This window comes from Micromonospora sp. NPDC020750 (genome assembly GCF_044334565.1).
GTDB lineage: Bacteria > Actinomycetota > Actinomycetes > Mycobacteriales > Micromonosporaceae > Micromonospora.
The window spans coordinates 257,815-271,208 of sequence record NZ_JBIRTH010000002.1 but is presented as its reverse complement, the minus strand read 5'-3'; the positions used below and the strand labels follow the sequence as shown (position 1 = coordinate 271,208).

11 protein-coding genes, 1 pseudogene and 1 riboswitch are annotated in these 13,394 nt (G+C 73.6%); of the genes and pseudogenes, 4 read left to right on the top strand and 8 right to left on the bottom strand.

Annotated features, from left to right (window positions below; translation table 11 throughout):
* Positions 1-396: 396 nt before the first annotated feature.
* Complete coding sequence (locus ACH4T9_RS06410) at positions 397-600, bottom strand: cold-shock protein (RefSeq protein WP_007073263.1); 204 nt, start codon at positions 598-600, stop codon at positions 397-399.
* A 224-nt stretch (positions 601-824) separates the two neighbouring features.
* Between ACH4T9_RS06410 and ACH4T9_RS06405 the strand changes: the two genes are divergently transcribed.
* A complete protein-coding gene (locus ACH4T9_RS06405; RefSeq protein WP_396670498.1) occupies positions 825-1,418 on the top strand; it encodes a GNAT family N-acetyltransferase in 594 nt (197 codons plus the stop codon).
* Positions 1,419-1,538: 120 nt separating this feature from the next.
* On the opposite strand, the gene paaN is transcribed toward ACH4T9_RS06405, so the two are convergent.
* The 3 genes from paaN to thrC all read right to left on the bottom strand — a co-directional run bounded on the left by paaN (position 1,539) and on the right by thrC (position 6,028).
* A complete protein-coding gene (paaN, locus tag ACH4T9_RS06400) occupies positions 1,539-3,212 on the bottom strand; it encodes a phenylacetic acid degradation protein PaaN (RefSeq protein WP_396670499.1) in 1,674 nt (557 codons plus the stop codon).
* A gap of 121 nt (positions 3,213-3,333) precedes the next feature.
* Complete coding sequence (locus tag ACH4T9_RS06395) at positions 3,334-4,353, bottom strand: GNAT family N-acetyltransferase (RefSeq protein ID WP_396670500.1); 1,020 nt, start codon at positions 4,351-4,353, stop codon at positions 3,334-3,336.
* A 388-nt stretch (positions 4,354-4,741) separates the two neighbouring features.
* Positions 4,742-6,028: a threonine synthase gene (thrC, locus tag ACH4T9_RS06390; RefSeq protein ID WP_396670501.1), complete on the bottom strand. Its 1,287-nt coding sequence runs from the start codon at positions 6,026-6,028 to the stop codon at positions 4,742-4,744.
* Positions 6,029-6,040: 12 nt separating this feature from the next.
* A riboswitch (SAM riboswitch) is annotated at positions 6,041-6,172 on the bottom strand.
* A 197-nt stretch (positions 6,173-6,369) separates the two neighbouring features.
* On the opposite strand from thrC, the gene ACH4T9_RS06385 reads away from it, so the two are divergent.
* Positions 6,370-6,825, top strand: coding sequence for a hypothetical protein (locus tag ACH4T9_RS06385; protein ID WP_396670502.1), 456 nt, complete (start codon positions 6,370-6,372; stop codon positions 6,823-6,825).
* Positions 6,826-7,061: 236 nt separating this feature from the next.
* Entirely contained in the window at positions 7,062-7,772 is a 711-nt protein-coding gene (locus ACH4T9_RS06380) for a hypothetical protein (protein ID WP_396670503.1), read from the top strand.
* A 15-nt stretch (positions 7,773-7,787) separates the two neighbouring features.
* Here the strand turns inward: ACH4T9_RS06380 and ACH4T9_RS06375 are convergent, their stop codons facing one another.
* Complete coding sequence (locus tag ACH4T9_RS06375) at positions 7,788-8,237, bottom strand: DoxX family protein (protein WP_396670504.1); 450 nt, start codon at positions 8,235-8,237, stop codon at positions 7,788-7,790.
* A gap of 184 nt (positions 8,238-8,421) precedes the next feature.
* Between ACH4T9_RS06375 and ACH4T9_RS06370 the strand changes: the two genes are divergently transcribed.
* Positions 8,422-8,880, top strand: a complete 459-nt coding sequence (locus tag ACH4T9_RS06370) for a GNAT family N-acetyltransferase (RefSeq protein WP_396670505.1) — start codon at positions 8,422-8,424, stop codon at positions 8,878-8,880.
* A 52-nt stretch (positions 8,881-8,932) separates the two neighbouring features.
* Here ACH4T9_RS06370 and ACH4T9_RS06365 read toward each other — a convergent pair.
* From ACH4T9_RS06365 to ACH4T9_RS06355, 3 genes and pseudogenes are all read right to left on the bottom strand, one after another.
* Positions 8,933-9,169, bottom strand: a pseudogene (locus ACH4T9_RS06365) (PIN domain nuclease); the annotation flags it as partial.
* Positions 9,170-9,546: 377 nt separating this feature from the next.
* A complete protein-coding gene (locus ACH4T9_RS06360) occupies positions 9,547-10,419 on the bottom strand; it encodes an ABC transporter permease (RefSeq protein WP_396670506.1) in 873 nt (290 codons plus the stop codon).
* Positions 10,419-13,289 (bottom strand): alpha/beta fold hydrolase, encoded by a 2,871-nt coding sequence (locus tag ACH4T9_RS06355; RefSeq protein WP_396670507.1) that lies wholly within the window; start codon positions 13,287-13,289, stop codon positions 10,419-10,421. Before ACH4T9_RS06355 ends, ACH4T9_RS06360 begins: the two co-directional genes overlap by 1 nt.
* Between the last annotated feature and the right edge of the window lie 105 nt (positions 13,290-13,394).

Sequence of the window (13,394 nt, the reverse complement as noted above, 5' to 3'; positions counted from 1 at the left end):
GTGCGGTTCGGAATCGAGGTACGGGGCGGGCCACCAGCAGCAGGGCGGGCGTCGGCGAAGATGTCGGCGGGGCTCGACTGGGTACCGGCCGGGTCGGCACCCGCCGGCAGGGCTCGACTGGGCACCCGCCGGGTCGGCACCCGCCGGCAGGGCTCGACTGGGTACCCGCCGGGTCGGCACCCATCGGCGGGGCGCAGCGCGTCGGCGCACCGGAGGCCCAGTTCCGCGTCGAGGCCCAGTCCCGCGTCGCCAGCCCGCCCCGGGGCCACCGCGGCCGGCTGACGCACTCGGCCACGGCGTCCGGCTGGCGGGGCCGGCTGGGGTGCCCCGTTGTCGCGGTCGCGGGCGGGTCGGCCCGGGCCCGCCCAGCCGCGGGCCCCGGACCTGGGCGGGCGGTCAGGCGACGACGCGGACCCGCTCGGCCTGTGGGCCCTTCTGCCCCTGGGCGATCTCGAACTCCACCCGTTGTCCGTCGTCCAGCGCCTTGTAGCCGTCCATCTCGATCGCGGAGAAGTGGACGAAGACGTCCTGCCCCCCGTCGACGGCGATGAAGCCATAGCCCTTTTCGGCGTTGAACCACTTCACGGTGCCCTGTGCCACGGTGCACTTCCTCACGTCGCGCGGCCTGCCAAAGCGGCGGGACGCCGGCGCGAACCGGCGGCCCCGGACCACCGGCTTCGGGGTCGACGACGACCCTGAATTCAGTGACCAAAATCGCACGGTACACGAGCCGTCACGCAGGCGCACGACCGCAAATCAGGCAATATCGGACCGACCTCGACCCGGAGGCGCATAGGCCGGCGTCACTGCGGTAAGCATGCGGAATGACAGCAGGTCCCCGCCCGGCGGCCGCCGGGCGCCCCGCGCCGGACAGGACGCTCGCCCCGGCCACGCGGGCGACCGTCGTCCACCGGGTGACCCCGTGGGACGCGGCCCGGATGCGCGCGCTGCGCCTTGAGATGCTCGCCGACGCCCCGCTGGCCTTCCTGGAGACCCTGGCGGACGCCGCCGCCCGTCCGCACGCCGACTACGCGGCCCGGATCGCCTCGGTCGCCGTCGGCCGGCACACCGCGCAGTTCGTCGCCGACCCGGGCACCGACCGACCCGGCGGCCCCGCCGGCCGGCTCCTGGGGCACGCCGGCGGCACGGTCGCCCCGGACGAGCCGGGCCTGACCGTGGTGTACGCCGTCTACGTCACCCCGCAGCGGCGGGGCACCGGCCTGCTCGCGGAGCTGATCGACGCGGTGGCCGGCTGGTCCCGCGAGTGCGGCCGGCCGGAGCTGATGCTGGAGGTGGTGGTCGGCAACGACCGCGCCTACCGGGCGTATCAGAGGCTGGGCTTCGTGGACACGGGCGTCCGGGTCCCCCACCCGGTGATTCCCGCCCTGCGCGAGCTCCAGATGCGCCGCCCGGCCTGAGCGCCCCGGCGCTTGAGGGTTGGGGTGCCCAGGGCCCGGCCCGACGCCCGGCGCGGGGTGTGGGGGTGCCCAGGGGCCCGGCCCGACGCCCGCGCGCCGAGGGGGCCCCTGGGCGGCCCGTCAGGCGGGGCGGCGGCTCTGCACGACGCGGAACCGGTTCGCCACGTACGCGCCGTCGGTCAGGGCCGCGTTGGCGGCCGGGTTGGCGCCGCTGCCGTGGAAGTCGGAGAACGCCGCCGACTGGTTCACGAAGACGCCCCCGGTCAGGTTGCACGACAGGTGCACCCCGGTGTCGACCGCAGCCGCCTCGGCGGCGTCCAGCACCGCCTCGTCGGTGGAGTAGACGGCCGCGGTCAGCGCACCCTTCTCCCCCACCGTGGAGCGCAGGATCTCCAGGCCGTGCGCGGTGGAGTCGGTCGCGATGACGAACGAGATCGGCCCGAACCACTCCCGCGAGTACGTCCCGGTGTCGCCGGCCGCCAGCTTCACGATCGTCGGGGTGCGGACCACCGCGCCGGGGAATGACGGGTGCTCGACGGCCCGCGACTCCAGCACGGCCTCGCCGACCTTTGTAACCTCGTCGAGGCGCTCCAGCACCCCGTCGTTGACGATCGCCCCGGTCAGCTCGACGCCCCGGGCCGGGTCGGCGGTGATCTTGCCGACCGCCGCGGCGATCCCGGCGGCCACCTCGTCGAAGCTCCTGTGCCCCTGGTCGGTGGCGATGCCATCCGACGGGATCAGGATGTTCTGCGAGGTGGTGCACATCTGGCCGCTGTAGAGGGTCAGCGTGAAGCCCAGGTTGCGGCACATCCCGGCGAAGTCGTCGGTGGAGTCGATCACCACCGTGTTCAGGCCAGCCTTCTCGGTGTAGACCGCCGCCTGCCGGGCGTTGGCCTCCAGCCAGTCGCCGTACTCGGTGGAGCCGGTGAAGTCGACGATCTTCACGGCCGGGTGCAGGGCGAGCGTCGAGGCGAGCTTCTCGCCGGGGGCCTCGGGGGCGAGCAGCACCAGGTTCGGGTCGAAGCCGGCCTCGGCGAGCACCTCCCGGGCGTAGCGCACGGTGATGGCCAGCGGCAGCACCGCGCGCGGGTGCGGCTTGACCACCACCGGGTTGCCGGTGACCAGCGAGGCGAACAGCCCCGGGTACGAGTTCCAGGTCGGAAAGGTGTTGCAGCCGATGACGAGGGCCACCCCGCGCGGCACCACGTGGAACGTCTTGGTCATCCGCAGCGGGTCGCCCTTGCCTGCGGGCTTCTCCCAGCCGGCCGTCCCCGGGTGCCGGGTCATCTCCGCGTACGCGTAGGCGATCGCCTCCAGCGCCCGGTCCAGCGCGTGCGTCCCACCGGCCTGGAAGGCCATCACGAACGCCTGTCCGCTGGTGAACTGCACCGCGTTGGCCAGCTCGAAGACGTGCTTGTGCAACCGGTCGAGGAGCTCCAGGCAGACCCCCGCCCGGGCCTGCGGGCCGGCGTCGCGCCAGGCCGGCAGCGCGGCGGAGGCGGCGGCGACCAGCTCGTCGGCGCCGGCGTGTGGGTAACGGACGTTCAGCTCCAGCCCGAACGGGCTCGCCTCGGTGGCCACCCGGTCACCGGCGCCCGGCTGGTCGAGCGGGAAGTCGCCGTTCAGGTACGCCTCGAAGGCTGCCTTGCCGTCGGCGGCGGCGGTCTCGCCGTACACCCGGGGGCTGGGTGATTCCGGGTAGGCGGACCAGTACCCACGCTCCGCGATCGCGGTCAGCGCCCGGTTGAGGGTGTCGGCGTGCCTGTCGTGCAGGGGATGCGGGGTCTCCGTCATGCCCGCCATCATGCCCCAGCCGCGAACCGGACAGTAGGGGCCGACGACCGCCGCCGGCGTTCCGGGACGCCGCCCGGGCCGGCGCGGCGCTGAACAGCCGGGCGGTCGCACGGCGGCCCGGTCAGATGGTGAGCTGCCAGTCGGTCCAGGCGTCGACGGGACGGAAGCCGAGCCGCTCGTTGATGTCGATCATGTGTCCGTTGGCCGCCGCGTTGAACGTGTCCACGAAGCGCAGCTCCGGCTCGTGGGCGAGGCCGTACCGCAGGTTCTCCACCTTCGTCAGCAGCCCGAGCCGGTACCCCCGGTGCGCCGGGTCGACGATGGTGATCTGCTGGAACGCGTGCCACGACGCGCTGGGGCCGACGTCGAGCAGCGTCCAGGCGACCAGCCGGCCGGACGCCACGTGCACCGCACCGTGGTGGTAGCGGCGGCGGCCCCGGGCATCGAGCGCCCGCTCGACGCCACGCACCCGCTCGACGTCGACCCGTTCCGGCTCCCACTCCAGGTCCCCCAGCGGGGCGTCGGTCATCAGCCGGCCGTCGAGGTGGGCCACGTCGGCGACGTACTCCTCGGGGGCGGGCCCCCGCCAGCGGACGGTGCGGTAGCCGGCGGCGCGGGGCCGGGCTTCGGCGAGCAGGGCGTCGAGCGCGGCCGGGGCGAGCCGGGCGGCGTCGAGCCGGCGGCGGACCTCGGGAAGCACCGGCCGGCCGCCCACCGCGGCGGCGAACGCTCCGCCGGCCCCGTCGCGTCCCGGCCCGTCGGGCAGGGCCGAGACGGCCATCCCGACCACCCGCTTGCGCCCCCGCTCGCGCAGCACCCGCAGGCCGTGCTCGTGCAGCGCCCGGCCGACCCCGTGCCGGCGCTGCGCCGGGTCCACGAACAGGTCCACGGCGGCGTTGTCGGTGTTGTCGAGCTGCGGCAGGTCCAGGGCGAGGTAGCCGGCCGGCACGCCGTCGCGGCGGGCGAGCGCCCAGACCGGCGCTCCGCCCGGCATCGGGTGGCGGAGCCCGGCCTCGAGCCGTCGCCGACACAGCGGCGGGAAGTCGGGGACGTCCGCCGCGTCGGCCGCCGCCCTGATCCGGTACGCCGCGTCGACCGCACTCTGGTCGGCCGGGTCGATCGGCGTGATCGTGATGCCCATGGACTGAGGGTGACCCGGGAAACACGATCGGGCCAGCGAATTAATCGCCGGCCCGATCGGACGTGGTCGGGAGGGACGATCGCACAACGCCTTCGGCGTTGGGTCGCAAGAACTAAAAAGTCTTCGGCGAAACGCCCTCCCGCACCGAGCATCCTGCGCCGTCCGGTTCCTGTCGTCAAGTCCCCGGTGGCGGGTTTCTCTCACGCAGGGCTAAAAGTCGGTTACTCGGGGGATCCGCCCCATCCCCCGTCCGGGCGATCCACCCGTCCACCGGACGGTCGGGGCCGGGGCGGCGGGCAGGGCCGGTGGGGCGCGGCGCGCGGCGTGCTTCCGGGCCGGGGCGGGGAAGGGCCGCAGGCCGCGCCAGGGTCGATCGAGATCGGGCAGGTCAGCCGAGCAAACCGGCGTCCCGGGCGGCGCGCAGCGAGGGCCTGATCCGGTGGGTCGGGCCGACCTGGGCGGCGACGGCGTCGATGGTCTTCAGCCCTTCGCCGGTGTTGAACACCACAGTCTCCGCCGTCGGGTCGAGCCGGCCGGACTCGACCAGCTTGCGCAGCACGGCGACGGTCACCCCACCGGCCGTCTCGGCGAACACCCCGGTGGTCCGGGCCAGCAGCCGGATGCCGTCGCGGATCTCGTCGTCGTCGGCGTACTCCATCCAGCCGCCGGTGCGCCGGACCGCCTCCAGGGCGTACAGGCCGGCGGCCGGATCGCCGATGTTGAGCGACTTGGCGATGCCGGTCGGCCGGACCGGGGTGATGGTGTCGGTGTCGGCGTGCAGGGCGGCGGCGATCGGGTTGCAGCCGGCGGACTGGGCACCGAAGACCTTCCAGCCGCCGGCCGGGGCCTCGACGAGGCCGATCTCGACCAGCTCGCTGAACGCCTTATCGATCTTGGTGAGCAGCTCGCCGCTGGCCATCGGGATGACCACCTGGGCCGGGATGCGCCAGCCGAGCTGCTCGGCCACCTCGTACCCGAGGGTCTTGGAGCCTTCGGCGTAGTACGGGCGGACGTTGACGTTGACGAACGCCGTGTCCTCGAACTCGTCGGTCTCCACCAGCTCGCCGCAGAGCCGGTTCACGTCGTCGTAGGAGCCGTCGATGGCGACCAGCTCGCCCCCGTAGACGGCGGTGGTGACCACCTTGCCCGCCTCCAGGTCGCTGGGGATGAACACGACCGAGGGGACCCCGGCGCGGGCCGCGTGCGCGGCGACCGAGTTGGCCAGGTTGCCGGTCGAGGCGCAGGCGAACCGGGTGAAACCGAGCGCCCGGGCGGCGGTGAGGGCCACCGAGACCACCCGGTCCTTGAACGAGTGGGTGGGGTTCGCGCTGTCGTCCTTGACCCAGAGCGGGGCGGTGATGCCCAGCTCGGCGGCGAGGTTGGGCGCGGCGACCAGCGGGGTCAGCCCCGGGTCGACGGTCACCCGGGTGGCCGGGTCCTGGCCGGCCGGGAGGAGGGCGGCGTACCGCCAGATGTTCTGCGGGCCGGCCTCGATCTGCTCGCGGGTCACCCGCGCCAGGGCAGCGGCGTCGTAGTCGACCTCAAGAGGGCCGAAGCACTCGTAACAGGCGTGCTGCGCGGCGAGCGGGTAGCGCGCGGTGCAGGCCCGGCAGACCAGGGCGCGGGCGGGGCTGGCGGTGGTGTCGATGCCGGACGCGGCGAGGGTCGACGTCATGTCGAGAAGGTCCTCTCATCTTTCCCCGCATCGCACCCTGCGGCGGGGACGGAATTGGCACCTGTCCGCACCGCTCGTCATCGAGCGCGCGGGTGGTTGCCGGGGCTTCGTCGGGCCGTATCCCTCTGCCCCTCTGGATGAGGTATTCAGTTGTGCGCACGAGTCTACGGCGGATCGCCGGCTCCGCCACCCGAGGTTCCAGCGTATGGGCCGCCCCTGGGCATTGAATTAATCACACCGTCACCGTGGGAGTCGACGACACCACCGCCCGCAACGTTGGCCTTGATCGATTCCAAGGGGGGCCTGCATGGGGGCTGGCCTGGGGTTTCTACGCTCACCGCGTGACGTACCCCCCGTCGCCCGGTTTCCCCGGGCCGCCCCAGAAGTCCCGCGGGCTCAGCCGGACGACCCGCACCGTGATCATCGTGGTCGCCGTGGTGGCGCTGCTCTGCTGCGCCGGAGCGGTCGGCGGCGGCCTCTGGCTGTTCCGCACCGTGCAGGGCACCATCACGCCGGCCCGGGACGCCGCGACCGCATACCTGGACGACACGAAGGCGGGCAACTACCCGGCCGCGTACGCCCGGCTCTGCGAGCGACTGCGCAGCCGGCAGACCGAGGCGCAGTTCACCCGGGCCCGGCAGGCCGAGCCGCCCCTGGACGAGTACCGCGTCACCAACACCCAGGTGCACACCAGCAACGGCGACACCAGCGCCGAGGTGACCGTCAAGATCGCGGACCGGAACAGGGTCATCAGCCTGGTCAAGGAGGGTGACCAGTGGCGGGTGTGCGGGGGCTGATCGGGTGACACGGCCGGTCGTGCCCCGCGTCCCCCCACCCCACCTCCCCTGCGCGCACTTTCACGGAATGTGTGGCTATGGCGCGCGCGGATGCCACACATTCCGTGAAAGTGCGCGCACCGGGAACAGCGGGGGGACGGGAGACGGGGCCCGGCCGGGTGGCGTGGGGCCGACGATGCGGGTGGCGTGGGGTCGCTACCGTGCGGGAAGCCCACCCCCGAGAGAGGAACTGGCCGATGCGCCGGACCCTGCCCAGCCTCGCGATCCTCGCCCTGGCCTGCCTGATGACCGCGGGTTGCGACGCCGGGGGGTCGACCTCCTCGGCGGGTACGACCACCGCTCCGGCCGCCGACGAGCCGGCCGCCCCGGCGGAGGACGGCCCGGAGCCGGCCCCGGCGACGACAGGCCCCGCCGCCCCGCCGGAGCCGACCGTCGCCGGCACCACCGCCGCGCCGCCGAAGCCCGCGCCGAAGAAGGTGCCCGCGCTGACCTGCAAGCAGCTCGCCGGCGCCCACGTCGGCAGCACCAAGGTCCCCTACCAGGGGTACGCCGACTACCTCCCGCTGGCCGAGGGCGTCTGGTCCGGCGAGGACGGCGACACGGTCACCCTCCAGAAGCCCTGCGGGATCGGCGACCTCGACGGCGACGGCGCGGCGGACGCGGTCGGCGCGGTCGCCCTCAAGAGCGGGGGCAGCGGCACCTTCTACACGCTGGTGGTGTGGCGCAACGCCGACGGTGAGCCGGTCTACCGGAGCCTGGCCGAACTGGACGACCGGACCCCGGTCGTCTCGATCACCGTGTCCGGCGGCCGGGCGAAGGTCGTCTGGCTGACCCGTTCCGCCGAGCGGGGCATGGCGGAGCTGGACATCCGACGCACCTCGTACTACCAGCTCTCCGGCAGCACGTTCACCGAGGTCAGCCACACCGACGCGCCGTACAAGCCGTAGCGGCGGGGGTGCGACTCAAGCCGGCACGGACCGCTTGCCCGGCACCGGGGCCGCGACGGCGGGCTCCCGACGGCGGCGGAGCAGGCTGTCCAACGCCCAGGTGCCGGGGCCGAGCACCGCGACGAGCACGAACGACCAGCAGAACAGCGCCGCCAGCTCGCCGCCGTTGCGCAGCGGGAGCAGCCCGTCGGGCTGGTGCACCACGAAGTAGGCGTACGCCATCGAGCCCGAGGCGACCAGCGCGGCGGGCCGGGTGAACAGCCCGGCCAGCACCAGCACGCCGCAGGTTGCCTGGATCAGCGCCGCCCACCAGCCCGGCCACTCGCCGAACGGGACGGCCTGGCCGGCGCCCCGGGCACCGCCGAGCACGCCGAACAGCGACGACAGCCCGTGGCACAGGAAGAGCAGGCCGACCACCATGCGGAACAGGGACAGGACGAGTCCGCCGAGTCGGTCGAACTTCATGCGACACCTCCAACGATGCTGATCGATGCATCCAGCATGCGAGCAAGGGCGGGAGGTGTCCACGAAATCCCTCCAATCGGGAAGGCTCCCACGACGTCGGCACGTCGGCCGCTCCGGCGCCGGCCGGGGCACGGCGATCGAAAATGGGGATGCCCGGATTCCGATCGGGCGTCAGGATCCGGTCATGACCACGTTGCTCACCGGCCAGGACGACCCCGAGTTGGAACGTCGCCTCTCAGACGAACTGGACGCCATCAACCGATCCTCCATCGCCTCGGACGACGAGACGCCGTTCTCCATCCGGGCCGATGACGCCGGCACCCTTCTCGGCGGGATCACCGGGTGGACCTGGGGCGGCTGCGGCGGCATCACCTCCCTGTGGGTGGAGCCGGAGCAGCGAGGCCGTGGCCTGGGTCGTCGCCTGTTGGCCGCAGCCGAGGACGAGATCCTGCAGCGCGGCTGCGACCGGGTCGTCGTGGCGACCATGTCCTTCCACGCGCCCGGCTTCTATCACCGTCACGGCTATCAGGAGGTCGGGCGTACGCCGGAGATGCCGGACGGCACCGCGAAGCACCACTTCCACAAGCGACTGGTCACGGCGAATCCCGTAGTTCACGCAGGCGATTCACCTGTTACCGGGTGAAGCAGCACCCGAGACGGGCCTCGTGAGATGTCGGCACAGAACCCGGACCAGGTCACACCTTGAGGACGTCCACGTCATACAGCGCGATCGACGCGTCGCCGGTGTCCAACGTCAAGCCTTCGGTGACCGTTTACACCACCAGCATCCGATCGAAGGGATCACGGTGATGGAACGGGAGTCGGCCGACGGCGATCGCGCGGGCATGGGTCACCGGTAGCTCGCGCAAGCCCATGTCCCGTACCCGTTCGGCGAGGTCCACCAGTCCAACAGGTTTGCCGGTGGTTTGCTGCGCTCGACCTAACCGACGACGCAACCCCCAGCCCAAGTCCCCCGGCTGACCCGGACTCTCACGGGGGCCGGGACCCCGAACGGGGAGATCTTGGAAGCAAACGGCCCTTCCGGGGGCCGAAATCTTCCAAGATCTACCCGATCTCCGCTCACCGGCAAACGGCGATCGATCCTTCGCTGGTGGCGGTCGCGCTCGCCTGCGGCCCTCTCCGAGGAGGACCGTTAGTCGCGCGTACCCGGTCTGGTGGGACGCCCGCCTCGACGGCCCCGACCGCTGCCCACGCCCGCCCGACCACGACGGCCCGTGCGGGCCGGACCCGGCAAATCCTGCTTGAGCGCAACGTGCCTGACAGGCCGGCGATCGGCCGGGAGCGGCCGTCAGCTCGTGATGTCCTTGCGGGTGAAGCGCCAGAAGGCCAGCGACCAGAACAGCGTGGCGTAGGCGATCGCCGAGATGCAGCCGCGCACCACGTCGTCGGTCTGCACCGGCGTCGACAGCAGCCCCAGCCAGGCGTTGGCGTAGTGGGTGGGTAGGAACGCCCGGATCCCGCCGAGCGCGGTGATCTGGTCCAGGATGCTGGACAGGATCCACAGCAGCACCGCACCGCCGACCGCGCCGAGCGCCGCGTCCGTGACGACCGAGAGCAGGAACGCCAGCCCGGCCACCGCCAGCAGGACGACCGCAAGGTAGCCGAGCACGGCCAGCAGCCGCAGCAGCCCCTCCCCCGGCTCCAACTGGGCCGCCACCTGGCTGCTCAGCGGCTCCCAGCCGTACCGGAGGGTGCCGGCGAGCAGGGCGGTGCCGGCGAGCAGCAGCAGGGCCAGCCCCGAGTACGCGAGCGCGACCACCAGCTTCACCGCGAGCAGCCGGGCCCGGGGCACCGGGACGGCCAGCAGGTAGCGCAGGCTGCCCCAGCTCGCCTCGCTGGCCACCGTGTCGCCGCAGAACAGCGCCACCACCACGACCAGCAGGAACGACGCCGAGACCAGCAGCGCGAAGAGGGTGAAGTTCAGCCCGCCCGAGGTGGCCAGGTCGGACAGGCTCGCGAACTCGCCCCCGCCGTTGCGGTCGTCCTCGCCGGAGTCGAACTGGAACGCGATCAGGATGATCAGCGGCAGCAGCACCATGAACCCGAGCGCGAGCTGGGTACGCCGCCGGGACGCCTGCCGGCGGAACTCCGCCGCGAACGGCAGGGTGGCCGAGGGGCGGTAGCCCGCCGCCGCGCCCACCGTGGAGGACGACTGCCTCATCACCGGTCCCCGCTTCCCCGAGAGTTCTCGCCCACCAGGGCGAGGAACGCGTCCTCCAGGCGGCGGCGCGGCACCACCCGGTCCACCCCGATCCCGGCCCGGACCAGCTCGGCCACCACCTCGCTGCGCGCGGTGCCGTTGGTGTCCACCACCAGGTTCCCGTCGGAGTCCGGCAGCACCGTGACCCCGTCGAGCCGGCCCAGCACCTCGCGCGCGGCGGCCGGGTCGGTGACGTCGAGCAGCACGCTCGGCGACTCGCCGACGATGTCCTCGACCGGGCCGGACGCCACGATCCGCCCCTTGTTGACCACCACGGCGTGGGTGCAGGTCTGCTCCACCTCGGCGAGCAGATGGCTGGAGACCAGCACGGCCCGCCCGTCGGTGGCGTAGCGCTGGAGCACCCGGCGCATCTCGGCGATCTGCGGCGGGTCCAGGCCGTCCGTCGGCTCGTCGAGCACCAGCAGCTCGGGCAGGCCGAGCATCGCCTGGGCGATGGCCAGCCGCTGTCGCATGCCGTGGCTGTACTTGCGGGTCTTGCGGTGCACCGAGTCGCCGAGCCCGGCGATCTCCAGCGCCTCGTCGAAGTGCGCGTCCGCCCACGGCCGGCCGGTGGCCCGCCAGTACGCCTTGAGGTTGTCCAGGCCGGACAGGTGCGGCAGGAAGCCGGGGCCCTCGACCAGCGACCCGATCCGGGACAGCACCGGCGAGCCGGGCACCAACCGGCGGCCGAAGACGTAGATCTCCCCGGCGGTCGGCTGGGTCAGCCCCATCAGCACCCGCAGGGTGGTGGTCTTGCCCGCGCCGTTGGGCCCGAGCAGGCCGACGACCTGGCCGGGGTGCACCTCGAAGTCGACGTTCGACACGGCGACGAAGCCGTCGGCGTACTCCTTGCGGAGCTGCCGGACGGCCAGCGGGACGCCCGCGTACTCGGGGTGGACCGAGCTGTCCTGGCGGCGGTGCCGGCGGCGGGCCAGCAGGACGACCGCGACGAGCCCGACGGCGATCGCGGCCAGCAGCCCGGCGAGCACCCAGCGCCAGACGACGGCCGTGGTGGGGATCGGCTCGCCGGCCACGGTGGGCAGCACGACCGGGCCGTCGCCGGCCGCCACGGTGTAGACGGTCGGCTCGACCGGCGTGGTGTACGCCTGGTCGGTGGTGGCCACCGTGATCCGCAGCCGGTGCCCGGCCTCGATCCGGCGGACGATCGCCGGCAGCGTCACGGTGACCGGCGTCGCGCCATTGACCTCCGTCGGCAGCCCGGTGAGCCGGACCGGGGCGACCAGCCCGTTCGGCAGGGTCGCCGCGCCGGTCGGGTCGACGTCGTAGAGCTTGACGAACAGCACCGCCTCGCCGGTGGGCGACGCCGCCCGGATCGAGACCGTCGGCGCGCCGGCCACGTCCACCGCCTCGGCCAGCGGCTCCGACTCGAACCGGGCGTGCTGGCCTGGGACGTCGCCGGCCACCCCGTCCAGCAGCGAGCCGAGCGCGCCGGCGAACGGCACCGACGAGATGGCCGCCGGGTTGCCGTTCGGCGGGTTCGCGACGGGCTGGGCCCGGCCGGTCACCGCGACCTCGCGACGTCCGTCGCCGGCCAGGCCGGGGTAGTCGGCGGTGCGGAAGCCGGTGGCGACCAGGCCGCGGTCGAGGGCGTCGAAGCCGGCGATCCGGGAGTACGTGAAGTCGTCGCCCGGGGCCGACCCCTCGCCCTTGACGTAGTGGTCGAGCCACTGGACGGTCAGGTACTTCACCCGGTCGGAGTCGTTGCGCGGCCCCGCGCCGCCGTCGTGGCCGCCGGTGTACCAGGCGACCCGGACCGGGGTGCCGTTCGCCGCGATGCCGCGCGCGTTGGCGTCCGCCTCGGCGATCGGGAAGAGGCTGTCCGCCTCCCCCTGCACCAGCAGGGTCGGCGCCTTGATCTTGTCCAGCACCGGGGCCGGGCTGGACCGGCGCAGCAGCTCCACGTCGGCCTGTTCGGCCCGGCCGGTGGTGGCGATCCGCAGGTACGCGGCGCAGACGTCGGCGGCGAACCGGCCGCACGCCGGGTCCGCCGCGCCCGCCGGGGTGCGCCCGGAGCCGGTGCCCGGCCCCGAGCCCGGTGCCGGGCTGGGCGGCCCGGCCGAGGCGGGGGCACCCTCCGGCTCGGCGGCCGAGGTGCCGGAGAGCCCTGCGGGGCCGGAGCCGGCGTTGCCACCGCCGCCGAAGAAGATCCCGGCCCAGCCCTTCTTGAACACGCCGGAGGTGGCGTCCTTGCCGGTGCTCTCCGGCAGGAACGCGCGGGACAGGTCGTTCCAGGTGATCATGGGGACGATCGCGTCGACCCGCCGGTCCTGGGCGGCCAGCAGCAGGGCCAGGCCGCCGCCGTACGAGCCGCCCACCACGCCGACCCGGGGGTCGCCGGGGGCGTCGGTGCGCACCTCCGGTCGGGCGGCCAGCCAGTCGAGCAGGCGCTCGCCGTCCCGCACCTCGTGGTCGGGGCTGTCCAGGTGGATCTGGCCGCCGCTGCGACCGAAGCCCCGGGCGGTCCAGGCGAGCACGGCGTACCCCTGAGCGGCCAGGTCCTCGGCGTCGGCCCGGACCGACTCCTTGGTGCCGCCGAAGCCGTGCGCGAGCAGCACCGCGGGCACCTTGCGGCCGGCCGACGCGTCGTCCGGCAGGTAGAACGTGGTGTCCAGGTCCACCGGCTCGTCGCCTGCTGGCCCGGACCGGACGGTGACCAGCGCGGACTCGGTGCGGAAGCCGGCTTCGTCGGACCGGGTCGCCCACACCGCGACGGCGGCCACCAGAACGGCCACCACCGACCCGGCGACGATCCGGCGGCGGCGGGTGCCCAGGGCCCGTCGGACCGGCGCGACCGGCAACGGCGATCTCATGGGGCACAACGGTACGGGGCAATTCCTGAGCGTTGGCTGAGATCCTCCGTACGTCCGTCCGGTGAGGCCGATCGGCGGCCGGATCGGATCGACCGCGCAGGGTAC

Excerpts from the sequence above, each read along its gene's own strand:
- ACH4T9_RS06405 (WP_396670498.1), top strand. The coding sequence starts at position 825 with ATGACAGCAGGTCCCCGCCCGGCGGCCGCCGGGCGCCCCGCGCCGGAC.
- paaN (WP_396670499.1), bottom strand. The coding sequence starts at position 3,212 with ATGACGGAGACCCCGCATCCCCTGCACGACAGGCACGCCGACACCCTC.
- ACH4T9_RS06395 (WP_396670500.1), bottom strand. The coding sequence starts at position 4,353 with ATGGGCATCACGATCACGCCGATCGACCCGGCCGACCAGAGTGCGGTC.
- thrC (WP_396670501.1), bottom strand. The coding sequence starts at position 6,028 with ATGACGTCGACCCTCGCCGCGTCCGGCATCGACACCACCGCCAGCCCC.
- ACH4T9_RS06380 (WP_396670503.1), top strand. The coding sequence starts at position 7,062 with ATGCGCCGGACCCTGCCCAGCCTCGCGATCCTCGCCCTGGCCTGCCTG.
- ACH4T9_RS06375 (WP_396670504.1), bottom strand. The coding sequence starts at position 8,237 with ATGAAGTTCGACCGACTCGGCGGACTCGTCCTGTCCCTGTTCCGCATG.
- ACH4T9_RS06370 (WP_396670505.1), top strand. The coding sequence starts at position 8,422 with ATGACCACGTTGCTCACCGGCCAGGACGACCCCGAGTTGGAACGTCGC.
- ACH4T9_RS06360 (WP_396670506.1), bottom strand. The coding sequence starts at position 10,419 with ATGAGGCAGTCGTCCTCCACGGTGGGCGCGGCGGCGGGCTACCGCCCC.
- ACH4T9_RS06355 (WP_396670507.1), bottom strand. The coding sequence starts at position 13,289 with ATGAGATCGCCGTTGCCGGTCGCGCCGGTCCGACGGGCCCTGGGCACC.